A 23,242-nucleotide genomic window follows, 5' to 3' on the forward strand; every position below is an offset into this window, starting at 1 on the left:
CATGGTTGTACAAGTCGAGGGAAGCTCATGAGCAAACGCGTGGCATTGGTGTTGGGATCAGGAGGCGCTCGTGGGTATGCCCATATCGGCGTGATCGAGGAAATCGAACGGCGCGGCTACGACATCGCCTGCGTCGCTGGCTGTTCCATGGGGGCGGTGATTGGCGGCATCTACGCAGCTGGCAAACTCGACGAGTACCGCAACTGGATCGAAAGCCTGGACTATCTGGATGTGCTTCGCCTGGTCGATGTCAGCTTCCGCCTCGGTGCCATCCGTGGTGACAAGGTGTTCGGCCAGATTCGCAAGATCGTTGGCGAGATCAACATCGAACAGCTGCGCATCCCCTACACGGCGGTGGCCACCGACCTTACCAACCAGCAGGAAATCTGGTTCCAGGAAGGCTGCCTGCACCAGGCCATGCGTGCTTCGGCGGCGATACCCAGCCTGTTCACCCCAGTGATGCAGGGCAATCGCATGCTGGTCGATGGTGGCATCCTCAACCCCTTGCCGATCGTGCCGGTGGTCTCCAGCCATTGCGACCTGATCATTGCGGTCAATCTCAACAGCACCAACCAGAAGCAGTATCAATTGCCCGTGATCGAACGGCCGGCGGCATTCAAGATGCGCTTCGAAGCACTGCTCAGCTCACTCGGCTCGCGGCTGCCGTTTCGCCGCAAGCCGGCCGAGGAGCTGATTCGCATCGAGCAGGAGATCGTCGCCGAAGGGCTGGCACCGCCCAATCCGTGGCTGGCCGACGCGGCCGGTCCCGAGGCCCAGCAACCCGCAGCAGCGCCCGAGCGTGAAGGTGCGCCGAAATCGGCGACCGGCTCGTTCATCATCGACAACGTCGGGCCAGCCTCACTGCTCGACCTGATCAACCAGAGCTTCGAGGTGATGCAGACTTCGCTGGCGCAGTACAAGATTGCCGGGTATCCGCCGGATGTACTGATCAACGTGCCCAAGCGGGTGTGCCGCTTTTTCGAGTTCTACAAGGCGCCGGAACTGATTGCCTTGGGGCGGGAGATTGCGCGGGATACGCTGGATAATTACGAGGGCGAAAAACGCTAGGTTTTGGGCTGCCTGTGCCAGCCTCTTCGCGGGTAAACCCGCTCCCACAGGTACTGTGCAGGACTTGAGCCCTGCGCTTTACCTGTGGGAGCGGGCTTACCCGCGAAGAGGCCGGTACAGACGGCAGAAATGAAACAGGCCGCATCAAGCGGCCTGTTTCATCATGCGTCCATCACTCAGTAGCGGGTGATGTCGGCAGTGCCTTCCAGCTGCTTGCGGTAGGCCGCGAAGTCCTGCTGGCCAGCACGCGATGCAAGGTAGCGGCGGATCTGCTGCTTCTCCTCGTCGCTGGCGGCAGCGCCTTCATTGACGCCTTTGAGCTGCAGCACGACCAGGCTGCCGTCGGCCAGGACCACACTGCCGTACACCGGCTTGTCCTTGGCTTGCGGCTTGGCCAGGCGGAACAGCGCCTGCAGCTCGGCCGGGTCGATACCGTCCTGACCACGGGTCACAGCCTCGTGCGCCTTCCACTCCTGACCGTCGTGAGCACCGGCGGCAGCGATGGAACCGTCACGCAGGCCAGCGATCAGCTTGTCCGCCTTGGTCTTGAGTTCGGCAGTCGCCTTCTCCTTGGCCAGGTGTTCGCTGATGTTCTTGGCCACGGCCTGCAGCGGCAGTTGCTCCGGCTTGCGGTGCTCCTTGACGCGCAGCACCACGGTGGTTTCCGGGTCGAGCTCGATGGCGGTGCTGTTGGCACCTTCATCCATCACCTCTTCGGAGAACGCGGCCTGGATCACGCCACGGTTGGCCGTGATGCCCTCGCCGCCTTCACGGCCGAACGGGGCGGAGGTCTGCACCTTGAGGTTCAGGTCCTGAGCGGGCTGGGCCAGGTCGGAAGCCTCGTAGGCAGCATCCTGCAGCTGCTTGCTGGCGTCGACGTAACGCTGCTCGACCAGCGGGGTCTTCAGGTCGCGGGTCAGCTTGTCCTTCAGGCTGGCGAAGCTTGGCACTTCCGGCGCCTGCTTGCCCAGCAGCTTGATCAGGTGGTAGCCGAACTCGGTGCGCACCGGGGCCGATACCTGGCCGTCGTTGAGCTTGTACAGGGCGTCTTCGAAGGCCGGGTCATACACGCCCGGGCCAGCGAAGCCGAGGTCACCACCATTGCTGGCAGAACCTGGATCCTGGGAGAACTCCTTGGCCAGCTTGGCGAAATCTTCACCCTTGGCCAGACGCTGTTCGACCTCTTCGGCGCGGGCCTTGGCCTGAGCGTCGGTGACCTTGTCGTTGACCTCGATGAGGATATGCGCGGCATGGCGCTGCTCGGCGAGGTTGGCGACTTCCTTCTCGTACTGGGCCTTGAGCTCTTCGTCGGTGACCTTGACCTGGTCGAAGAACGCCGACTTCTTCAGCTCGATGTAGTCGATGACCACCTGGTCCGGCGTCATGAACTCCTTGGCGTGCTGGTCGTAATGCGCCTTGACCTCGTCATCGCTGACCTTGACTGCAGCCGGGTTGGCCTTGAAGGTCAGGGAAGCGAAGTCGCGGGTCTGGTTTTCCAGGCGGGCAAAAGCGTCAACCTGCTGATCGGTGACGAAGCTGCTGCCGGCAATACCGGTACGCAACTGGCCAATCAGCATCTCTTCCGCGAGCATGTCGCGGAACTGCATGCGGCCGTAACCCATCTGGCGGATGACCTGGTCGAAACGATCGGCGCTGAACTTGCCATCGACCTGGAATTCCGGCGTCTGCAGAATCACCTGATCCAGCGCGGCTTCGGAGAAGGCGAACTTGGCGTCTTCGGCACCCTGCAGCAGCAGTTTGCGATCGATCAGGCCTTTGAGCGCAGCATCGCGCAGCAGCTTTTCATCCAGCAGTGCTGGGTCAAAATCCTTGCCCAGCTGTTGCATCAGCTGGCGGCGCTGCATGTCGGCGGCCTGGCTCAGCTCATTCTGGCTGATGGTGTCGCCGTTTACCTTCGCCGCGTCCTGGCTGTGGGTGGCGGCCTTGAAAATGGCTTCGAAGCCGGTCAACGCCATCAACACGACGATGAGGCCAATGATGGTCTTGGCAATCCAACCTTGTGAATTGTCCCTGATATTTTGCAGCATGCGTCCCCCAGAAACGGCTGTACCACTGCGTCGACAACCGCGGAGCGTGGGTAGAATCCTGATAAAAGAAAGGCGCATCCGAGGATGCGCCTTTTCTTAGCAAACGTGTCAGGCGGGAACGTTTGCGGCCCGCCGTCAGCGTGCTCGGAGCTGGCCAGGCCAGGTCCGGCTGAAAGAGACGACTTAGTTGACGGCGTCTTTCAGGCCTTTGCCAGCCTTGAAGCCTGGAACCTTGGCAGCCTCGATCTTGATCGCCTTGCCGGTTTGTGGGTTACGGCCGGTGCGCTCGGCGCGATCCTTGACCGAGAAGGTACCGAAGCCAACCAGTACCACATCGTCACCTTGCTTCAGGGCACCGGTAACGGATTCAATGACTGCGTCCAGCGCGCGGCCGGCTACAGCTTTCGGGATGTCAGCAGATGCGGCGATAGCGTCAATCAGTTCCGACTTGTTCACTCTAAGTCCCCTTTTTTCTCTATTGAGTTTGTTTCTAAGTATGTAATGAAAAGCGTATGAAACGTGTCCCGGGTGGCAGTTTGACAATAGCGTGCCGCTTTATAGCAAGGCCCCGAAAAAACTGTCAAGGAAAGCCCCCCGGCCAAAAACTACTAATGCGTGCTGATTCTTTCCTTAGCATCGCCGTCGCGTTTGTCATCTTTCGCGACAATCTCCGGAGCCACATCTGGCAAGGGCTCCGGGGCGTATTGCAGCGCAATTTGCAGGACTTCGTCAATCCATTTGACCGGTTTGATCTGCAGATCCTGTTTGATATTTTCCGGAATTTCCTTCAAATCGCGAACATTCTCCTCGGGAATGATCACCGTCTTGATCCCGCCCCGGTGTGCGGCCAGCAGTTTTTCCTTCAACCCGCCGATGGCCAATACCTGACCACGCAGGGTGATTTCACCGGTCATGGCCACGTCGGCACGTACCGGAATCTGCGTCAGCGCCGACACCAGCGCGGTGCACATGCCAATACCGGCGCTCGGGCCATCCTTCGGCGTGGCGCCTTCAGGCATGTGGATATGCACGTCGTGCTTCTCGTGGAAGTCGGCGGCAATCCCCAGGCTGCGCGCGCGGCTTCGGACCACGGTCTGTGCGGCTGTGATCGATTCGACCATGACATCACCCAGCGAGCCCGTCTTGATCAGCTGGCCCTTGCCGGGGATGACCACAGACTCGATGGTCAGCAATTCGCCGCCCACCTGGGTCCAGGCAAGGCCGGTGACCTGGCCGATCTGATCCTGCTGCTCGGCCAGGCCGTAGCGGAACTTGCGCACGCCGAGCAGGTGCTCGAGCTGCTCGCTGGTAACCTTGACCTTGACCTGTTTCTGCCCGGTATGTTCCTTGACCACCTTGCGGCAGACCTTGGCGATCTGGCGCTCCAGGCCACGCACACCCGCTTCGCGGGTGTAAAAACGGATGATGTCGCGAATCGCCGAGACGTCGATGTCCAGCTCTTCGACCTTCAAGCCGTTGGCCTTGACCTGCTTGGGCGTCAGGTACTTGACCGCAATGTTGATCTTCTCGTCCTCGGTGTAACCCGGCAGGCGGATGACTTCCATGCGGTCGAGCAGCGCCGGCGGAATGTTCATCGAGTTCGAGGTGCACAGGAACATTACGTCCGAGAGGTCGTAATCGACTTCCAGGTAATGGTCGTTGAAATTGTGGTTCTGCTCCGGGTCGAGCACTTCCAGCAGCGCCGAGGCCGGGTCGCCCCGCATGTCGCTGCCCATCTTGTCGATCTCGTCGAGCAGGAACAGCGGGTTGCGCACACCCACCTTGGTCATCTTCTGGATCAGGCGGCCAGGCATCGAACCGATGTAGGTCCGACGGTGACCACGAATCTCGGCCTCGTCACGCACGCCACCCAAGGCCATGCGCACGAACTTGCGGTTGGTCGCGGCAGCGATCGACTCGGCCAGCGAGGTCTTGCCCACGCCAGGTGGGCCAACCAGGCACAGAACCGGGCCGCGGATCTTTTTCACCCGCTTCTGCACGGCGAGGTACTCAAGGATGCGCTCCTTGACCTCTTCCAGGCCATAGTGGTCGGCATCGAGAATCTCTTCGGCCTTGGCCAGGTCCAGGCGCACTTTGCTCTGGGCCTTCCACGGTACCTGCACGAGCCAGTCGAGGTAGGACCGCACCACAGTAGCCTCGGCAGACATCGGCGACATCTGCTTGAGCTTGTTCAGCTCGGCCTGAGCCTTGGCCAGGGCGTCCTTCGGCAGGCCAGCGCCTTCGATGCGCTTTTTCAGCTCTTCGACTTCGTTGTGGCCTTCGTCACCATCGCCGAGCTCTTTCTGAATGGCCTTCATCTGCTCATTCAGGTAGTACTCGCGCTGGCTACGCTCCATCTGCTTCTTGACTCGGCCACGGATGCGCTTTTCGACCTGCAACAGGTCGATTTCGGCATCCAGCAATGCCAGCACGTGCTCGACACGGGACGCCAGGTCGACGATCTCGAGGATTTCCTGCTTTTGCTCGATCTTCAACGCCATGTGCGCGGCCATGGTATCGACCAGGCGCCCGGGCTCTTCGATGCTGTTCAGCGACGACAGGACTTCGGCAGGGACTTTCTTGCCCAGTTGCACGTACTGCTCGAATTGCGACAGCAGCGTACGCACGAAGACCTCCGACTCGCGTTCGGCGGCGTCGGTTTCGTCGATCAGGGAAACTTCGGCACGGATGTGCCCTTCTACTTCGGTGAAGCGTTCGACCGCACCGCGCTGCTCGCCCTCGACCAGCACCTTCACGGTGCCATCGGGCAGCTTCAGCAGTTGCAATACGGTAGCGACGGTACCGACCCGATACAGGGCGTCTTCGCCTGGATCGTCATCGGCAGGGTTCTTCTGGGCCAGCAGCAGAATCTGCTTCTCGCCCGTCATCGCGGCCTCAAGGGCTTCGATAGACTTCTCACGCCCCACGAACAGTGGGATGACCATGTGCGGATAGACGACGACATCGCGCAATGGCAAAAGAGGCAAGTCGAGGGTGGTCTTCATGATTTCGCCTCTACAGCGGCCTTATGGCCGGAAACCGGTGGAAATGATGCTTGGACCTAATGTGGGGGCACGCTTGGGAAATTACAAGCGCTTGCATAGGAAAAGCAGAAAGGGGCCCGTAGGGCCCCTTCTTGCTTGCTGCCATCAACCGGCTTTTACCTGAAATCAGGCGTCTGGCGCGGCCTTGGCTTGCGGCTCGCTGTTCTCGTAGATCATCAGCGGCTGCGAGGTGCCTTCGATGACGCTCTCGTCGATCACCACCTTGCTGACATCCTTCTGCGAAGGAATCTCGTACATGGTGTCGAGCAGCACGCCTTCGAGGATCGAGCGCAGGCCACGGGCGCCAGTCTTGCGCTCCAGGGCCTTGCGCGCGACGGCCTTGAGGGCGTCGGTGCGGAACTCGAGGTCCACGCTTTCCATCTCGAACAGCTTGGCGTACTGCTTGGTCAGGGCATTCTTCGGCTCGGTGAGGATCTGCATCAGCGCAGCCTCGTCCAGCTCGTCGAGGGTCGCCAGCACCGGCAGACGGCCGACGAACTCAGGGATCAGGCCGAACTTGACCAGATCGTCCGGCTCGACTTCGCGCAGCGATTCACCGACCTTCTTGCCCTCTTCCTTGCTGCGTACTTCGGCGCCAAAACCGATGCCACCCTTGGTGGAGCGGTTCTGGATGACCTTTTCCAGGCCAGAGAAGGCGCCACCGCAAATGAACAGGATGTTGCGGGTATCGACCTGCAGGAATTCCTGTTGCGGGTGCTTGCGGCCGCCCTGCGGCGGAACCGAAGCAACGGTGCCTTCAATCAGCTTCAGCAGCGCCTGCTGCACGCCCTCACCCGAAACGTCACGGGTGATGGATGGGTTGTCCGACTTGCGCGAGATCTTGTCGATTTCGTCGATGTAGACAATGCCCATCTGGGCCTTTTCCACGTCGTAGTCGCACTTCTGCAGCAGTTTCTGAATGATGTTCTCGACGTCCTCACCCACATAACCGGCTTCGGTCAGGGTGGTGGCGTCCGCAATGGTGAACGGTACGTTCAACAGGCGTGCAAGGGTTTCGGCGAGCAGGGTCTTGCCCGAGCCGGTAGGCCCGATGAGCAGGATATTGCTTTTGCCGAGTTCGACTTCGTCGCCCTTCTTGTCACGCTGATTCAGGCGCTTGTAGTGGTTGTACACCGCTACCGCGAGCACCTTCTTCGCGCGCTCTTGGCCAATGACGTATTGGTCCAGGATGCCGCTGATTTCTTTCGGCGAAGGCAATTTGTGCGCACTGCTCTCGGCCTGGGCTTCCTGCACCTCCTCACGGATGATGTCGTTGCACAGGTCGACGCACTCGTCGCAGATAAATACCGAGGGCCCGGCAATCAGTTTGCGCACTTCGTGCTGGCTTTTGCCGCAGAAGGAGCAATAAAGCAATTTGCCGCTGTCCTCGCCGTTACGGGTGTCAGTCATTCGATCGATCCAATCCGGTAGGCTTGCAACACAAGATGAAGGCAATTGCGGGCTTTTTCAAGTCCGCAGGTAGGCACTTTGCGCACCTACCTGCTCTGGCACCTGGGTTCAGGAGGCCAGTTGCCGCTTGTCGTATACCGAGTCGATCAGACCGTACTCGGCCGCGCGCGAGGCGCTCATGAAGTTGTCACGCTCAGTATCACGCTGGATGGTCTCGAGGTCCTGGCCGGTGTGGTAGGCCAGCAGCTCATTGAGACGTGCCTTGATGCTGAGAATTTCCTGGGCGTGGATCTGGATGTCGGTAGCCTGGCCCTGGAAGCCGCCCAGCGGCTGGTGAATCATCACCCGCGAGTTAGGCAGGCAGTGACGCTTGCCCTTGGCACCAGCGGTCAACAGGAAGGCACCCATGCTGCAGGCCTGGCCGATGCAGATGGTCGACACGTCCGGCTTGATGAACTGCATGGTGTCGTAGATCGACATGCCAGCCGTCACCGAACCACCTGGGGAGTTGATGTAAAGATGGATATCCTTGTCCGGGTTTTCCGCCTCAAGGAAAAGCATCTGCGCCACTACCAGGTTGGCCATGTAGTCTTCTACAGGGCCCACCAGGAAGATCACTCGCTCCTTCAACAGGCGCGAGTAGATGTCATAGGCGCGTTCGCCACGGGCGGACTGCTCGATAACCATCGGGACCAAGCCGCCTGCGGCCTGGATGTCAGAGCTCTGCTGAATATAAGAATTGCGGGACATGTCCTGCGCTCACTCCCAAATAGTCATGGCTTGATAACGCACAAGCCAGCTCGAAGGCTGGCTTGTGGGGTTTCCTACGAGAGAACCGTATTACTCAGCTTCGGCAGGAGCCTGTGCTGGCTTTACGGCATCTTCGTACGAGACCGACTTGTCGGTCACAGTCGCTTTCTGCAGAACAGTATCTACAACTTGTTCTTCCAGCACAACCGAACGAACTTCGTTCAGTTGCTGGTCGTTCTTGTAGTACCAGGAGATGACCTGCTCAGGCTCTTGGTAAGCCGAAGCCATTTCTTCGATCATTTCGCGAACCTTGCCTTCGTCCGGCTTCAGCTCGAACTGCTTGACCACTTCGGCGACGATCAGACCCAGCACCACACGGCGCTTGGCTTGCTCTTCGAACAGCTCGGCCGGCAGTTGCTCAGGCTTGATGTTGCCACCGAACTGCTGAACAGCCTGCACGCGCAGACGGTTGACTTCGTTTTCCAGCAGAGCCTTAGGCACTTCGATCGGGTTGGCGGCCAGCAGACCGTCCATGACCTGGTTCTTGACCTTGGTCTTGATCGCCTGGCGCAATTCACGCTCCATGTTCTTGCGAACTTCGGCGCGGAAGCCTTCCAGGGTCGATTCTTTGATGCCGAACTGGGCGAAGAATTCTTCGTTCAGCTCTGGCAGCGCAGGTGCCGAAACGCTGTTGACGGTGATGGTGAACTCGGCGGCCTTGCCAGCCAGGTCCAGGTTCTGGTAGTCCTCAGGGAAGGTCACGTTGACAACGCGCTCTTCACCCGCCTTGGCGCCAACCAGGCCGTCTTCGAAGCCAGGGATCATGCGGCCGGAACCCAGTACCAGCTGGGTGCCCTTGGCGGAACCACCGGCGAACACTTCACCGTCGACCTTGCCGACGAAGTCGATGTTGACCTGGTCGTCGTTCTGCGCAGCGCGCTCGACGGCCTCGAAGCGGGTGTTCTGCTTGCGCAGGACTTCCAGCATGTTGTCCAGGTCGGCGTCGGCCACTTCGGCGCTCAGGCGCTCGACATTGATCGAGTCGAAGCCGGCAACGGTGAACTCCGGGAACACTTCGAAGATGGCAACGAATTCCAGGTCCTTGCCCTTCTCGAAGGACTTCGGCTCAACGGCCGGAGCGCCAGCCGGGTTCAGCTTCTGCTCGACGATGGCTTCGTAGAAGGAAGCCTGGACCAGGTCACCGAAAGCCTCTTGGCGGGCATCGGCCTCAAAACGCTGACGGATCACGCTCATCGGCACCTTGCCTGGGCGGAAGCCCGCGACCTTGGCGCGCTTGGCAGTCTGTTGCAGACGCTTGTTGACTTCGTTCTCGACGCGCTCGGCCGGAACGGCGATGGTCATGCGGCGCTCGAGAGCGGAAGTGTTTTCAACAGAAACTTGCATGGATATTCCTCGTTGCACAGACGTTAGCCGGCGATAGCCCGACTCCAGAATCAAGGGCAAACATTCTAGTGAGTCACGCACCAGAAGTCACCCCACCCGGGACGACGGGAAACCTCGCCGGTCGATTAACTTGCATGGCCCGCACAATGAAGTGCCAGGCCTCTTTATATAGAAGGCAGCGCAACGCCCGCTGGCGGCACGCAACCGAAATACCTTGTGATACAACAGCCAGCACAAAAGCGACGACGCCTTACTCGGGGTCGATCTCGTTGAACTGGCAGTACTCTTCCCACGCCATACCCAACGCCTCAGCCACCTCGCGATGGGTCTCCAGGCGCATGGCATGCAGTTGCTCGGGGCTTTCGGCGATCAACTGCAACGCCAGCTCCCAGGGCTGAATCCCTTGCTCATCGGCGGCACCCTCGAATGCCCACTCGATCTGCTGGGCCTGCTCACGCGCATCCAGCTCGCGAATTTCCTCGAGCAGTTGCGGGTTGGCTTCAGCGAAGCGCTGCAGCGCCAGGGCCTGGCGGGCTTCTTTTGCAATCATCGGGCTATTCCTCTGCCGGCCAACTGGGCCGGTGTTTCAACCGGCTGAAATCTAACAGCTTTTATTGGGGTGTCACCAGAGGATTACAAGGGGGAAATGAGTGATGGCTGCGAAGTTTATGACGTTAGCCTTTTAGCGCCATTGAGCCCGAGCGCCGCGCGGGCGGCGCTCGGGCTCAATGGCGACACATGACATGCAACGGCAGAAACAACAAAGGCGCCAGATCTCACGATCAAGGCGCCTTTGAAAAATATGGGGTGGACGATGGGAATCGAACCCACGACAACTGGAATCACAATCCAGCGCTCTACCAACTGAGCTACGCCCACCATATTGCGGTGTTGCAGTGTTGCGATACAGCCTTACTAAAGCATGGTGCGGACGAAGAGACTCGAACTCTTACAGCTTGCGCCGCTGGAACCTAAATCCAGTGTGTCTACCAATTTCACCACGTCCGCGTAACGCTTAAAACAAAGGCGCCAGATCGTTCAATCAAAGGCGCCTTCGACAAATATGGGGTGGACGATGGGAATCGAACCCACGACAACTGGAATCACAATCCAGCGCTCTACCAACTGAGCTACGCCCACCATATTGCATTACAGCCTTACTTGCTTGCCTAAGCTGCCTAAATGGCGCACCCGGCAGGACTCGAACCTGCGACCATCCGCTTAGAAGGCGGATGCTCTATCCAGCTGAGCTACGGGCGCTTAAGCTTAAAGCCTAACCGAACGAGGCCTTAACAGGTAACTGCTAAACCACTCATTCTGCCCGACTTCGCCAACCAGTGCTAGGCTGTGCCCGACAAGTGCGGCGAATCTTATAGGCGAGCCTGAAAGTCGTCAACACCTTTCTCCAAAAAATTTAAATTATTTAAGGGCTTAGGGGATTTGCCCGACCACCCGCCTTTGCCCTTGGACGATGTCGTGCGAGAATGCGCGCTCTTTATTGTTCCTTTCTCGATGGTTAATCACGCGTCTATGACTGCACACCTAATCGATGGCAAGGCGATCGCCGCCAACCTGCGCAAGCAGATCGCTCAACGTGTCGAGGAGCGTCGCCAGCAAGGCCTGCGCACGCCAGGCCTGGGGGTGATCCTGGTCGGCACCGACCCTGCCTCCCAAGTCTATGTCTCGCACAAGCGCAAGGACTGCGAAGAGGTCGGCTTCATTTCCCAGGCATTCGACCTGCCCAGCGAGACCACGCAGCAAGCGCTGGCCGAGCTGATCGACCGCCTCAACGACGACCCTGCCGTTGATGGCATCCTGCTGCAGCTGCCGCTGCCAGCGCACCTGGATGCCTCGCTGCTGCTCGAGCGCATCCGCCCCGACAAAGACGTCGACGGCTTCCACCCGTACAACATCGGCCGCCTGGCCCAGCGCATTCCGCTGCTGCGCCCGTGCACGCCCAAAGGCATCATGACCCTGCTGGAAAGCACCGGGCAGGATCTGTACGGCATGAACGCGGTCATCGTCGGCGCGTCCAACATCGTCGGCCGCCCCATGGCCATGGAGCTGCTGCTGGGCGGTTGCACCGTGACCGTCTGCCACCGCTTCACCAAGGACCTGGCCGGCCACGTCGGCCGCGCCGACCTGGTGGTAGTGGCCGCCGGCAAGCCGGGCCTGGTCAAGGGCGAGTGGATCAAGGAAGGCGCCATCGTCATCGACGTCGGCATCAACCGCCAGGAAGATGGCAAGCTGGTGGGCGACGTGGTCTATGAAACCGCCCTGCCGCGCGCCGGCTGGATCACCCCGGTTCCAGGTGGTGTCGGGCCGATGACCCGCGCCTGCCTGCTGGAGAACACGCTGTATGCCGCCGAAGAGCTGCACACGTAAAACCGCGTGACATGAAAACGGCACCTCTGGCAGGTGCCGTTTTTTTTGCCTCAAGCTTGCTTGCCGCCTGCCACGGCTGCGCCACCTGAGCACAGCCGATTCGGCTGTGGCTTGCCGCCAAATCAACCACAACCGCTGCCGCCAGCCCCCGCTTCAGCCAGCATCGCCACGCTCCAAGCCCGACAATATCACCAGAACCCACACTGGAGGCGTCGCCGCAAGGAGACCTGTCATGACCCGCTATATCGATGTGCAAGACCTCGCCCGCCTGATCAATCGCAAAGGCCTGCCCACCTGCCTGGTGGAGATGGCCGAGTACATCCGCCAGGACTACCTGCGCTGGCAGGCCTTCGAGAAATGTGCGCGGGTGGCCAACCACTCGCCCGGCGGGGTCATCGAGCTGATGCCGGTGTCAGACGCCAGCCTGTATGCCTTCAAGTACGTCAACGGCCATCCGAAGAACACCCAACATGGCCTGCCCACCGTGATGGCCTTCGGCACCCTGGCCGATGTCGACACCGGCACCCCGCTGCTGCTCAGCGAGATGACGCTGACCACGGCGGTCCGCACGGCCGCCACTTCGGCGCTGGCAGCCCGTTACCTGGCACGGGAAGACAGCCGCTGCATGGCACTGATCGGCAACGGCTCGCAAAGCGAGTTTCAAGCCATCGCCTTCAATACGCTGCTGGGTATCGACGAGATCCGCTTGTATGACATCGACCCAGCCGCCACAGCCAAGCTGGTGGCCAACCTGGCCGGCCGCCCGGGCTTGAAACTCAGCGTTGCCAGCTCCGTTGCCGAAGCGGTGCGCGGTGCCGATATCGTCACCACGGTCACTGCAGACAAAGCCTTCGCGACCATTCTCACGCCGGAAATGATCGAACCAGGCATGCACCTGAACGCGGTGGGTGGCGATTGCCCGGGCAAGACCGAACTGCACCGTGACATCGTGGAACAGGCGCGGGTGACCGTCGAATACGAACCACAGAGCCGGGTCGAAGGCGAGATCCAGCAGATGCCGGCCGACTCGCCGGTGGTCGAGTTCTGGCAGGTGGTCGCCGGGCTTGTCCAAGGCCGTGAGGACGCAGGGCAAGTGACCCTGTTCGACTCGGTCGGATTTGCCCTGGAGGATTACTCGGCCTTGCGCTATGTGCTGGACACCGCGCGAATGCTGGGCATTGGCCAGGACATAACGCTGGTGCCAAAGCTTGAGAATCCGAAGGACCTCTACTCTCTGCTGCAACCGCGTGTGGTTGGCGTGCGCTCGATGCGCAAGGCAGACACTGCCTGCGCCTGATGAACCCCGGGGCCGCGCAGCAGCCCCGGATTACGCCTACCCTGTCCATGCCCACTTTTGAAAGAAGCCCTGCGCATGGACACCAAGGACGCCAATGCACAACCGCTGGACCGTATCGATGAAGCCATTCTCGAGGTGCTGCGCCACGATGGCCGCATCACCTTCGAAAAGCTCTCGACCTTGGTCCACCTCACGCCACGCCCCTGCCTGGAGCGCGTGCGCAAGCTTGAACGACGTGGCGTGATCCGCGGCTACGGCGCGATCATCGACCTGCAGAAACTCGCCCCGGGGCTGTCCCTGCTGGTGCTGGTGGCCCTGTCCAATCAGCGTGGGCGCGCCGCACAGAAGGCCTTCGAAGCCACGATGCTGGCCTGCCCGCAGGTGTACGAGTGCCAGCTGATCAGCGGTCACTTCGACTACAGCCTGCGCCTGCGCTGCCGCGACATGGAGCACTATCGGGTGCTGAGCGAAAGCTGGATGAACGACGACGCACTGCACATCGACAAGCTGGTGGCTCACCCGGAGCTGGCTGCGGTCAAGCACATGGCCCCGCCACTCGGGCAGTGACAGCCCCGGGCCCTGGCAAGGCGATTGCAAAGAAACCCTTCGCGCCGGCCAGCGCCCTGATTCCCCCTGCGCGAAAGCGCCGCTGTTTACCTCCCCTGCACCGAACTAGAGCCTGGCCTGCGCAAATGCCCCACAACTGGTCAGACCGGTAAGGCCAAAATCCCTTGCAATGTAGGATTTTTCGCGGTTTTATGATCCCGCGCTGAACAAACCGGTAAGACCACAACAATAATGAAGTCCTGCGCTCTTTCGCCCCGTGCGGCACCGAAGCAAGGACACCGATCAGAGATCACTCCCATGCTCAAATGGTGCTCGCGTTCGATCTTCCTGCAAGTCGTGCTCGGCCTTGCCCTCGGCATCGCCTGCGGCCTCAGCTTCCCCGACCTCTCCCTGCAACTCAAACCCCTAGGCGATGGCTTCATCAAGCTGATCAAGATGCTTATCGGCCTGATCGTCTTTTGCGTGGTGGTCAGCGGCATTTCCGGCGCCGGCGACCTGAAGAAGGTCGGACGCATCGGCCTTAAATCGGTGATCTACTTCGAAGTGCTGACCACCATCGCCCTGGTCATCGGCCTGGTGTTCGCCTTCAGCAGCGGCATCGGCAGCGGCGCCAACATTCACCTTGACCAGCTCTCCACTGCCGACGCCAACGGCCTGGCCGAGCGCGGTCAGCATATCCACGGGGCCACGGCGTTCTTCATGGACCTGATCCCGACCTCGGTGGTCGGTGCCTTCGCCGACAACAACATCCTCCAGGTGCTGCTGTTCTCGGTGCTGTTCGGCAGCGCCCTGAACCTGGTAGGCGAATCGGCCGCCGGCATCTCGCGGCTGATCAACGAGCTGAGCCACGTGATCTTCCGCATCATGGGCATGATCGTGCGCCTGGCGCCGATCGGTGTGTTCGGTGCCATTGCCTTCACCACCAGCAAGTACGGCCTGGAGTCGCTGCAGCACCTGGGCGGCCTGGTGGCACTGTTCTACCTGACCTGCGCCGGCTTCGTGCTGATCATCCTGGGTACCGTGATGCGCGTGTCGGGCCTGAAACTGCTGCCGTTCATCAAGTACCTGCGTGAAGAACTGACCATCGTCCTCGGCACCGCTTCGTCCGACGCCGTACTGCCGCAGATCATGCGCAAGCTGGAACACCTGGGTATCGGCAGCTCCACCGTCGGCCTGGTGATCCCCACCGGCTACTCGTTCAACCTCGACGGTTTCTCCATCTACCTGACCCTGGCCATCGTGTTCATCGCCAATGCCACCGGCACGCCACTGGAAATGACCGACCTGCTGACCATCCTGCTGGTGTCGCTGGTGACTTCCAAGGGTGCTCACGGCATCCCAGGCTCGGCGCTGGTGATCCTAGCCGCGACCCTGACCGCCGTGCCGGCGATCCCGGTGGTGGGCCTGGTGCTGGTGCTGGCGGTGGACTGGTTCATGGGCATTGGCCGGGCACTGACCAACCTGATCGGCAACTGCGTGGCCACCGTGGCCATTGCCCGCTGGGAAAAGGACATCGATCTGGAACGTGCTCAGAACGTACTCGATGGCAAACCCGGCTTCGCCCCTGCGCCACGCAAGCAAGCCAACCCCCATCAACAGGAATTCTGAGCCAAAGTGGCCGGCGCCGGCGCCGGCCCTTCCAGGAGCAAACCGTGATCAGCTCATCGACCGTCGTCAACTCAGTGGTGGAAAAACTGCGCCAGGCCTTGGCCCGTGGCCAGTGGCGCTCCGGCGACATGCTGCCCGGCCAGCGCGAGCTTGCCGAGCAACTGGGCATCAGCCGCCCCAGCCTGCGCGAAGCCGTGACCGTGCTGGAAACCCTGGGCCTGGTGCGTGCGCTGCCGGGTAAAGGGGTGCTGGTGCTGGACGCCGAGGCGGCGCCCCAGGACCCAACCACCGAAAGTACCGCAGCGGCCAGCCTGGCCGATGTGCTGGAGCTGCGCTACACCCTCGAACCGTTCATCGTCGGCCTGGTCGCGCAATCGGCCAACAACCAGGACATCGGCCAACTGCGCCTGACCCTGATGGACATGCGCGAAGCCCTGGAAGCCGATGACAGCGAAGCCGGGGTCAAGGCCTACATCGCGTTCCACGAGGCACTGTTCGCCCTGACCACCAACCCGATCTTCCAGAGCGTGGTACAGCAGACCGGCAACGCCCTCAAGCAGAGCGCCAGCATGCTGCGCAACTCACCCGAGCACCTGGCCGCGCGGCTCAAGGAAAACGAAGCCGTGGTGCGCGCCATTCGTGAACGCAACAGCGCCCACGCCAGCGCCCAGATGCGCCAGCACATCCTCGCCGAGGGCCAGCGCATGGGCATTCAACTCAACATCCCGGACGACCAGCCCGGCCAATGACACCAGGAGAGCGACCATGACCGCCTGCGCCCACGCCGCCCCCCGCCTGCCTGCCCTGCTCGCCGCTGGCGAGACCCGCCTTTCGGCCGAGCAGATCTACCCACGCCTGTTCGATGCGATCCTCGAGCAGCGCCTGCCGCCGGGCAGCCTGTTGCCCGAACAGGCCCTGGGCAATGCCTTCGGGGTGAGTCGCACGGTGATCCGCCGGGTGCTCGGGCGCCTGTCGGACCAGCAAGTGGTGGTGCAGCGCCCCAGCCACACCGCCCACCTGGCCGCCCCCGACCCTGAGCAGGCACGCCAGGTGCTCAGCGCCCGGCGCCTGGCCGAAACCACCCTGATCAGCCTGGCCGCCCAGCGTGCCCGGCCAGCGCAGATCCGTCAGCTGCGCCAGCTGGTCGAGCGCGAGCGCCAGCACCACGAACACGGCGAGCGCTGCGCCGCCATCCGCTTGGGTGGCGAGTTCCATCTCAAACTCGCCCAGGTGGCGGCCAATGCACCGCTGGCGCGCTTTCTCAACGGCCTGGTGCCGATGACCTCGCTGATCATCGCCCGTTACGAATCGCCTTGCTGCGACCACTGCGCCTGGGAAGAGCATGCGGCGATCATCGATGCCGTCGAGGCGGGTGACTCGGGTGCGGCGCTGACGTTGATGCATGAACACCTGGACCGCCTGGAAGACAAGCTCGACCTGGATTGAGCCGGGGCCGCTGTGCGGCCCATCGCCGGCAAGCGCGGCGCCTGCTGGGATAGCGCAAGATTCAAGCCCTGCACAGGAGCCGGCTTGCCGGCGATGGGCTGCAGGGCAGCCCCATCAGCACCGCCCTATACTCGGATAACCACCCAGCCTCTACCCCAAGGGAGGCAGCCGAGTGAGCCCACGCCTGTTGATCCTGCTGTGCTTCTTGCTGGCCATCGCCGGCTGCGCCGGCAAACGCCCACCAGCCGCTCCGCCACCGGCGGTGCTCGACCCCGCGGCCTGGCAGCGCATCGACCAGGAATTGATCGAGGCCTCGGTCGGCGCTGCCGGCTCTGCCAACGACTATGCGCGGCGCTCGATGCGGGTATGGAAGGAGCAGGTGCAGCAGCGCACCGAAAACGACTTCATCCCCTGGTTCACCGGCTACTGGACCCAGCAATGGCTGACCATGAAGGTGGCCTGGTACAAGCTCGACAGCGGCGAAGGCCGTGAGCCTGCAGAGAAGCGCCTGGCGCTGTACCTGCAGGAGCAGTACCACGAGCGGGTAATCGAACCGGTGGCCGAGCAGATCAACCCCGAAGGCATCCGCGATCGTGCCTGTGAGCTTTACGTGCAACTGCTCGGCCAGCAATTGCCGGCCATCATCCAGCGTTACAACGCCGCGCCCGAAGCATTCAGCCAGCGCCTGAATCGCATCCCGGCGATCAACCTGGGGCCACCGCAGGCCCGCAATGCCACGCTGTATCAATTGCTGCGCGCCAAGTCACTGGATCAGCAGCCGGCCTGGCTGGCGTTGCGCGAGCACTTGCACAAGCAGGCCAGCAAAGGCCCGGGGAAAACCGACGTGGGCTTGTCGTCCGTGGCGACCAATGCCAGCGAAAAACTCGGTGCCACCCTGGCGCCGCGCGGCATTGCCAGCGCCGTAGCCAGCGCCGTCGGCAAGGTGGCCGGGGCCATGATTTCCATTGCAGCGACCGGTTACGGCATGATGACCCACAACCGTGACCAGCCGCAGATGGTCGAGCAGTTGCGGGTCATCCTCAACGTCGCGCTCAACCAGGAATGGCAGGAGCTGATGGAGAACCGCCAGAGCGGCGCGCTGGCGGGGGTGTACTACTTGTCGGGGCAGGTTGAAGACAGCCTGCTGGCCACCGCGCCACAGCCATCCATGCAGCAGCAGACCCAACAGCGGCAAGCACCAGCACCCCAGGAGCCTTTGCTGATACGCCTGCCGTAGCAGACGGTCCCGGCCTCTTCGCAGGCAAGCCCGCGAAGAGGCCGGGACAGGTCGCCTCAGGCAGCGGCCATGGCCGAGGTCGGCAAACCAAAGATCCGGTCGAATGCCCAGTTGTAGGCGAAGGTGTAGCACGGAATCAGAATGATGAACGCCAGGTCGACCAGAAACGCCTCCACCAGGCTCATGTCCAGCCACCAGGCAATCAGCGGAATCAGATACACCACCAAAGTCAGCTGAAAACCGATGGCATGCACCACCCGCCGCGCCACGCTGCGCCCGCGCTTGGGCTGGCGGCTCTCCCAGTACTCGAACAGGCTGTTGTAGATCAGGTTCCAGAGCATGGCGATGGTGGTGATCATCACCGCCAGCGGCCCGGTGTGCGACGCCTGGGTGTCCGACAGATAGGCCAGCCCCAGCGTCGACATGCACAGGCCGATCAGTTCATAGGCGGTCACATAGACCAGTTTGCGTTTGACGCCCTGCACGGGTTACCTCATGTGTCGAAATGCGATGAGGCGCAAGGATGATTCAATCCGCTTGACAGAAAAAGTCAGCAGCTTTCAGATTGACTGACAGGAGGCTGCCATGAATTTTTCAAGCGACAACATCCAGCTTTTTCTCGCCGTGCTCGACCGCGGCTCGTTTTCCGCCGCCGCCCGCGCCCTGCAGCGCGTACCCTCGGCGGTCAGCATGGCCATCGGCAACCTTGAAGCCGAACTGGGTTACAGCCTGTTCGAGCGCGGCTCACGCGAGGTCCGCGCCACCGCCCAGGCCCTGGCCCTCGAGCCCCATGCGCGGCTGATCGCCGAACAGCTGGGCCTGCTGCAGGTGCACGCGCTCGAGCTGTCCCAAGGCCTGGAGAGCAGCCTGACCCTGGCCGTGGTCCCCGATATCGACCATCGCCCGCTGCTGGCGGCCATTGCCAGCCTGGGCGCACGCTACCCGCTGCTCGACATCCAGCTGCTGAGTGCCCCTCAGGAAGAAGCCCTGCACCTGCTCGACAGCGGCCGTGCAGACCTGTGCCTGGCCTTCGCCGGCTTGCAGGTCGATGCCCGCCGCAGCTTCCAGCACATCGGCATGGAGTCGCTGGTGGCCACCTTGGCGCCGGCCCACCCAGCCCTGCTCGAGGGCCGCATCCACTTCCTCGAAGACCTGGTCAATGTGCGCCAGATCCTGGTCCGCAGCCGCGACCTGCCACTGCTCGACCCTCGCCCGTTGATCGGCGCCACACACTGGTCCACCGACAGTTTCGACCTGGCCCTGCAGATGGTCGAAGCCGGCCTTGGCTGGGGTGACCTGCCACTGGCACGCGTGGCGCCACTGGTCGATGCCGGCCGCCTGGTGCGGCTGCAATTTCGCAATACCCGCAACGAGCTGCAGCTGCCGATACATGCCTTTTGGCGCAAGCAGCAACCGCTGCGCCAGGGCGCACGCCTGCTGATCGATCTATTGGCCGCCGGCTAGCCCACCGTCCGTCGACCTGGGCCAAAGAAAATTGGTAAGTGTTTCAACCTTTTACCGGCCGAGCCGATATCCCAGGAGACAGGCCCCGCCTTCGCGCCACAAGCGCGCGGCGCCCTCCCCTCCATGGCTCAAGGTCTCGAAACATGAACCTGAAATTTCGCCACAAGATCCTCCTCAGCGCCTGCGGTGTCGTGGTGCTGGCCTTTGCGCTGTTCACGCTCTACAACGATTATCTGCAACGCAATACCCTTCGCCAGAACATCGAATCGTCCGTGCAACAGGCCGGCGCGCTGACCGCCAGCAGCGTGCAGAACTGGATGAGCGGGCGCATTCTGGTGCTGGAAAACCTGGCGCAGGACATTGCCGAACAAGGGGCAGGAGAAACCCTCGGTGGGCTGATCGAGCAGCCTTCCTACACGCGAAATTTCCTTTTTACCTACCTGGGCCAAGCCAACGGCGTATTCACCCAGCGCCCTGACACGCAGATGCCGGCCGGTTACGATCCGCGCCAGCGACCGTGGTACGCCAGTGCGGTCAGCGCTGGCCAGACCGTGCTCACCGCGCCGTACCAGGGCGCAGTCGGCGGCCTGATGGTGACCATCGCAGTACCGGTGAAAAGCAAGCACAGCGGCGAGCTGATCGGCGTGGTCGGCGGCGACCTGACCCTCGACACCTTGGTCGAGATCATCAACTCGGTCGACTTCGGCGGCATCGGCCACGCCTTCCTCGCCGACAGCAGTGGCCAGGTGATCGTCAGCCCCGACAAAGACCAGCTGATGAAGAACCTCAAGGACATCTACCCCGGCAGCGGCCTGCGCGTGACCGCCGGCATGCAGGATGTCACCCTCAACGGCGAGGAACGGCTGATCTCGTTCGCCCCGGTATCGGGCCTGCCGTCGGCGCAGTGGTACATCGGCCTGTCGATCGACAAGGCCAAGGCCTACGCCGCACTCAGCCAGTTCCGCACCTCGGCGATCATCGCCATGCTCATCGCCGTGGTCGCCATTGCCGTGCTGCTCGGCCTGCTGATTCCGGTGCTGATGCGCCCGCTGACCACCATGGGCCGCGCCATGCGCGACATCGCCGAAGGTGAAGGCGACCTGACCCGCCGCCTCGACGTGCAGCACAAGGACGAATTCGGCGAACTGGCCAGCGCGTTCAACCGCTTCGTCGAACGCATCCACACCTCCATCAGCGAAGTGTCCTCGGCCACCCGCCTGGTGCACGACCTGTCGGAGAAAGTGGTCAACGCGTCCAATGCCTCGATCATCGGTTCCGAAGAACAAAGCATGCGCACCAACAGCGTGGCGGCGGCGATCAACCAGCTGGGCGCCGCCACCCAGGAGATCGCCCGCAATGCCGCCGATGCCTCGCAACACGCCAGCGGTGCCAGCGACCAGGCCCAGGGTGGCCGTGAAGTGGTCGAGCAGGCGATCAGCGCGATGACCGCGCTGTCGCAGCGCATCAGCGAGTCTTGCGAACAGATCGAAACCCTCAATGCCAGCACCGACGAGATCGGCAAGATCCTCGACGTGATCAAGGGCATTTCCCAGCAGACCAACCTGCTGGCGCTCAACGCCGCCATCGAAGCCGCCCGTGCCGGGGAAGCCGGGCGCGGCTTTGCCGTGGTCGCCGACGAGGTGCGCAACCTGGCACACCGGACCCAGGAATCGGCTGAAGAGATCCACCGCATGATCACCAGCCTGCAGGTAGGCTCGCGCGAGGCGGTGCACACCATGAACACCAGCCAGGTCTCCAGCGAACAGACCGTGCAGGTGGCCAACCAGGCCGGCGAGCGCCTGGCCAGCGTGACCCAGCGCATTGGCGAAATCGACGGCATGAACCAGTCGGTGGCCACGGCTACCGAGGAGCAGACCGCGGTGGTCGAGAGCCTGAACCTAGACATCACCCAGATCAACGCGCTGAACCAGCAAGGGGTAGAGAACCTCAACCAGACCCTGCAGCATTGCGATGCCCTGGCTCAGCAGGCCGGGCGCCTGAAGCAGCTGGTGGGCAGCTTCCGCATCTGATGCAGCACGCTTCGTCGGCGAGCACGCACTTGCCGACGAGGCCCCTCAGCACTGCGCGACCACAGCCTTGGCGCTCCTGCCGCGCCGCACCCAGGCCAGCAACACTGCCGCCATCAGCACAGAGCCCAGATAGCCGAACAGCGGATACACCTGGCCCACCAGGCTGATGAACCCCACCAGGCTACAGACGAATGCCACCACTCCGGTCACCAACGCTGGCATCCGGGGGTCGAAGCCGATCACCAGGTCACCGTCGGCGACGAACGAACGTTGCCGGCCGCAGCGGGATATGCCACCGGCACCTACGATTACCACCCGATCACCGGCGCCTTCCCACAACGACGCATGACCCCCGCCTACGCCCGCATCATCGCTCGCGAACGCGGCCAGTTCGACGATTTTATCCGCCACCCGTGCCAGGCGTTCGCGGTCGTGCTCAGTGGCCGGGTGCGCATCGAATTCGAGACCGGTGAGGCCGTCAGCATCGGCCCACAGGAAACGGCCTACTTCGACAGCCAGGTGGGGCACATCTACCTGTCAGAGAGCGAGGATGGCGGCGATGCCCATGTGATGGTGGTGATGACCGATCGCTGAGGCCGGTTATAACCTAATAACGAACAAGTCTATTTGGCTATAAAAAAATCTATATGCTGGCTGCATCCGATAACGGGCAAAGCTGGGCAGTTGAGTAGCGTATGGATGTAGGATCTTTCGGTTTCACCATTGCCGGACTGGTTGTGGGTTTCATCGTCGGCATGACCGGCGTCGGTGGCGGCTCGCTGATGACCCCGATCCTGCTGTGGTTCGGTATCAACCCGGCGACTGCCGTGGGCACCGATCTGCTGTATGCCGCCATCACCAAGGGCGGTGGCATCTGGGTACATGCCCGTAACAAGAACATCGACTGGAAGATCACCGGCCTGCTCAGCCTCGGCAGCGTACCGGCGGCGGCGCTGACCCTGTGGTTCCTCAGCACCCTGCACACCGACACCACGGCGCTGAACGCGATCATCAAGCAGGGCCTGGCGGTGGTGCTGATCCTCACCGCCCTGGCGATCCTGTTCAAGTCGCGCCTGCAAGCGTTCGCCAGCCGCCACGCCGGTGATCACTACCACCTCAGCGACCGCAGCCTGAACACCCTCACCTTGCTGACCGGGGTGGTACTGGGTGTCATGGTCACCCTCACGTCAATCGGCGCGGGGGCATTGGGCACCGTGGCGCTGTTCCTGCTCTACCCGTTCCTTGCCACACGCCGCCTGGTCGGTACCGAAATCGCCCACGCCGTGCCCCTGACCCTGGTCGCCGGTATCGGCCACGCCGGCATGGGCAACATGGACTGGTCACTGCTGGGCTACCTGCTGCTGGGCTCGCTGCCGGGCATCTACATGGGCAGCCACCTCACCGGGCTTATCTCCGACCGCGTGCTGCGCCCTTGCCTGGCGACCATGTTGCTGCTGATCGGCTACAAGCTGGCATTCTGACCC

At 62.1% G+C, this 23,242-nt stretch carries 19 protein-coding genes, 4 tRNA genes and 3 pseudogenes; 13 read left to right on the forward strand and 13 right to left on the reverse strand.

All coding sequences use genetic code 11. From position 1 onward, the window contains the following. Positions 1 to 27: 27 nt before the first annotated feature. Positions 28 to 1,068: a patatin-like phospholipase family protein gene (locus tag H040_RS01670; RefSeq protein WP_027919622.1), complete on the forward strand. Its 1,041-nt coding sequence runs from the start codon at positions 28 to 30 to the stop codon at positions 1,066 to 1,068. A gap of 176 nt (positions 1,069 to 1,244) precedes the next feature. Here H040_RS01670 and H040_RS01680 read toward each other — a convergent pair whose 3' ends face one another. From H040_RS01680 to H040_RS01730, 11 genes are all read right to left on the reverse strand, one after another. Further along, entirely contained in the window at positions 1,245 to 3,116 is a 1,872-nt protein-coding gene (locus tag H040_RS01680; RefSeq protein ID WP_027919621.1) for a SurA N-terminal domain-containing protein, read from the reverse strand. 183 nt (positions 3,117 to 3,299) lie between these two features. Further along, positions 3,300 to 3,572 (reverse strand): HU family DNA-binding protein, encoded by a 273-nt coding sequence (locus H040_RS01685; protein WP_012271565.1) that lies wholly within the window; start codon positions 3,570 to 3,572, stop codon positions 3,300 to 3,302. 152 nt (positions 3,573 to 3,724) lie between these two features. Continuing rightward, positions 3,725 to 6,121, reverse strand: coding sequence for an endopeptidase La (gene lon / locus H040_RS01690; RefSeq protein ID WP_027919620.1), 2,397 nt, complete (start codon positions 6,119 to 6,121; stop codon positions 3,725 to 3,727). Between the two features lie 165 nt (positions 6,122 to 6,286). Further along, the gene (gene clpX, locus H040_RS01695) at positions 6,287 to 7,570 is read right to left on the reverse strand and encodes an ATP-dependent Clp protease ATP-binding subunit ClpX (RefSeq protein ID WP_016394423.1); all 1,284 of its coding nucleotides are present in this window, start codon (positions 7,568 to 7,570) and stop codon (positions 6,287 to 6,289) included. Positions 7,571 to 7,678: 108 nt separating this feature from the next. Further along, positions 7,679 to 8,320, reverse strand: a complete 642-nt coding sequence (clpP, locus tag H040_RS01700; protein WP_012271562.1) for an ATP-dependent Clp endopeptidase proteolytic subunit ClpP — start codon at positions 8,318 to 8,320, stop codon at positions 7,679 to 7,681. Positions 8,321 to 8,410: 90 nt separating this feature from the next. Then, a complete protein-coding gene (gene tig / locus H040_RS01705; RefSeq protein WP_027919619.1) occupies positions 8,411 to 9,724 on the reverse strand; it encodes a trigger factor in 1,314 nt (437 codons plus the stop codon). A 250-nt stretch (positions 9,725 to 9,974) separates the two neighbouring features. Continuing rightward, positions 9,975 to 10,274 carry a DUF6388 family protein gene (locus H040_RS01710; RefSeq protein WP_027919618.1) on the reverse strand — a complete coding sequence of 100 codons (300 nt, stop codon included), beginning with the start codon at positions 10,272 to 10,274 and terminating at the stop codon, positions 9,975 to 9,977. Positions 10,275 to 10,527: 253 nt separating this feature from the next. Beyond that, positions 10,528 to 10,603 (reverse strand) — tRNA-His (locus H040_RS01715). Between the two features lie 44 nt (positions 10,604 to 10,647). Next, a tRNA-Leu gene (locus tag H040_RS01720) sits at positions 10,648 to 10,732 on the reverse strand. Positions 10,733 to 10,788: 56 nt separating this feature from the next. Beyond that, positions 10,789 to 10,864 (reverse strand) — tRNA-His (locus H040_RS01725). A gap of 43 nt (positions 10,865 to 10,907) precedes the next feature. Then, a tRNA-Arg gene (locus H040_RS01730) sits at positions 10,908 to 10,984 on the reverse strand. A gap of 270 nt (positions 10,985 to 11,254) precedes the next feature. On the opposite strand from H040_RS01730, the gene folD reads away from it, so the two are divergent. The 7 genes from folD (at position 11,255) to H040_RS01765 (ending at position 18,264) form a co-directional block, all read left to right on the forward strand. Continuing rightward, entirely contained in the window at positions 11,255 to 12,109 is an 855-nt protein-coding gene (folD, locus tag H040_RS01735; protein ID WP_027919617.1) for a bifunctional methylenetetrahydrofolate dehydrogenase/methenyltetrahydrofolate cyclohydrolase FolD, read from the forward strand. A 232-nt stretch (positions 12,110 to 12,341) separates the two neighbouring features. After that, positions 12,342 to 13,406, forward strand: a complete 1,065-nt coding sequence (locus H040_RS01740; RefSeq protein ID WP_027919616.1) for an ornithine cyclodeaminase — start codon at positions 12,342 to 12,344, stop codon at positions 13,404 to 13,406. Positions 13,407 to 13,481: 75 nt separating this feature from the next. Next, a complete protein-coding gene (locus H040_RS01745) occupies positions 13,482 to 13,973 on the forward strand; it encodes an Lrp/AsnC family transcriptional regulator (protein ID WP_027919615.1) in 492 nt (163 codons plus the stop codon). Between the two features lie 297 nt (positions 13,974 to 14,270). Beyond that, the gene (locus H040_RS01750; protein ID WP_027919614.1) at positions 14,271 to 15,581 is read left to right on the forward strand and encodes a C4-dicarboxylate transporter DctA; all 1,311 of its coding nucleotides are present in this window, start codon (positions 14,271 to 14,273) and stop codon (positions 15,579 to 15,581) included. A gap of 44 nt (positions 15,582 to 15,625) precedes the next feature. Next, on the forward strand, positions 15,626 to 16,330 hold the full coding sequence (locus tag H040_RS01755; protein WP_027919613.1) for a FadR/GntR family transcriptional regulator: 705 nt from the start codon (positions 15,626 to 15,628) through the stop codon (positions 16,328 to 16,330). A gap of 16 nt (positions 16,331 to 16,346) precedes the next feature. Further along, complete coding sequence (locus H040_RS01760; protein ID WP_027919612.1) at positions 16,347 to 17,027, forward strand: GntR family transcriptional regulator; 681 nt, start codon at positions 16,347 to 16,349, stop codon at positions 17,025 to 17,027. A 172-nt stretch (positions 17,028 to 17,199) separates the two neighbouring features. After that, positions 17,200 to 18,264, forward strand: coding sequence for a hypothetical protein (locus H040_RS01765; protein WP_027919611.1), 1,065 nt, complete (start codon positions 17,200 to 17,202; stop codon positions 18,262 to 18,264). Positions 18,265 to 18,320: 56 nt separating this feature from the next. On the opposite strand, the gene H040_RS01770 is transcribed toward H040_RS01765, so the two are convergent. After that, the gene (locus tag H040_RS01770; RefSeq protein ID WP_027919610.1) at positions 18,321 to 18,749 is read right to left on the reverse strand and encodes a PACE efflux transporter; all 429 of its coding nucleotides are present in this window, start codon (positions 18,747 to 18,749) and stop codon (positions 18,321 to 18,323) included. Positions 18,750 to 18,849: 100 nt separating this feature from the next. Here H040_RS01770 and H040_RS01775 point away from each other — a divergent pair, with 100 nt between their 5' ends. The 3 genes and pseudogenes from H040_RS01775 (at position 18,850) to H040_RS28000 (ending at position 21,758) form a co-directional block, all read left to right on the forward strand. Beyond that, positions 18,850 to 19,728 carry a LysR family transcriptional regulator gene (locus H040_RS01775; RefSeq protein WP_027919609.1) on the forward strand — a complete coding sequence of 293 codons (879 nt, stop codon included), beginning with the start codon at positions 18,850 to 18,852 and terminating at the stop codon, positions 19,726 to 19,728. A 143-nt stretch (positions 19,729 to 19,871) separates the two neighbouring features. After that, positions 19,872 to 20,900 (forward strand): annotated as a pseudogene (locus H040_RS27995) (HAMP domain-containing protein); the annotation flags it as partial. Between the two features lie 117 nt (positions 20,901 to 21,017). Then, complete coding sequence (locus tag H040_RS28000; RefSeq protein ID WP_371260260.1) at positions 21,018 to 21,758, forward strand: methyl-accepting chemotaxis protein; 741 nt, start codon at positions 21,018 to 21,020, stop codon at positions 21,756 to 21,758. A 45-nt stretch (positions 21,759 to 21,803) separates the two neighbouring features. On the opposite strand, the pseudogene H040_RS01785 reads toward H040_RS28000, so the two are convergent. After that, positions 21,804 to 21,983, reverse strand: a pseudogene (locus H040_RS01785) (hypothetical protein); the annotation flags it as partial. Between the two features lie 42 nt (positions 21,984 to 22,025). Here H040_RS01785 and H040_RS01790 point away from each other — a divergent pair. Together H040_RS01790 and H040_RS01795 are read left to right on the forward strand one after the other, a co-directional pair. Continuing rightward, positions 22,026 to 22,352, forward strand: a pseudogene (locus H040_RS01790) (cupin domain-containing protein); the annotation flags it as partial. Between the two features lie 101 nt (positions 22,353 to 22,453). Further along, positions 22,454 to 23,239: a sulfite exporter TauE/SafE family protein gene (locus H040_RS01795; RefSeq protein ID WP_027919606.1), complete on the forward strand. Its 786-nt coding sequence runs from the start codon at positions 22,454 to 22,456 to the stop codon at positions 23,237 to 23,239. Positions 23,240 to 23,242 lie beyond the last annotated feature (3 nt).

Source organism: Pseudomonas sp. URMO17WK12:I7 (genome assembly GCF_003269045.1).
GTDB lineage: Bacteria > Pseudomonadota > Gammaproteobacteria > Pseudomonadales > Pseudomonadaceae > Aquipseudomonas > Aquipseudomonas putida_J.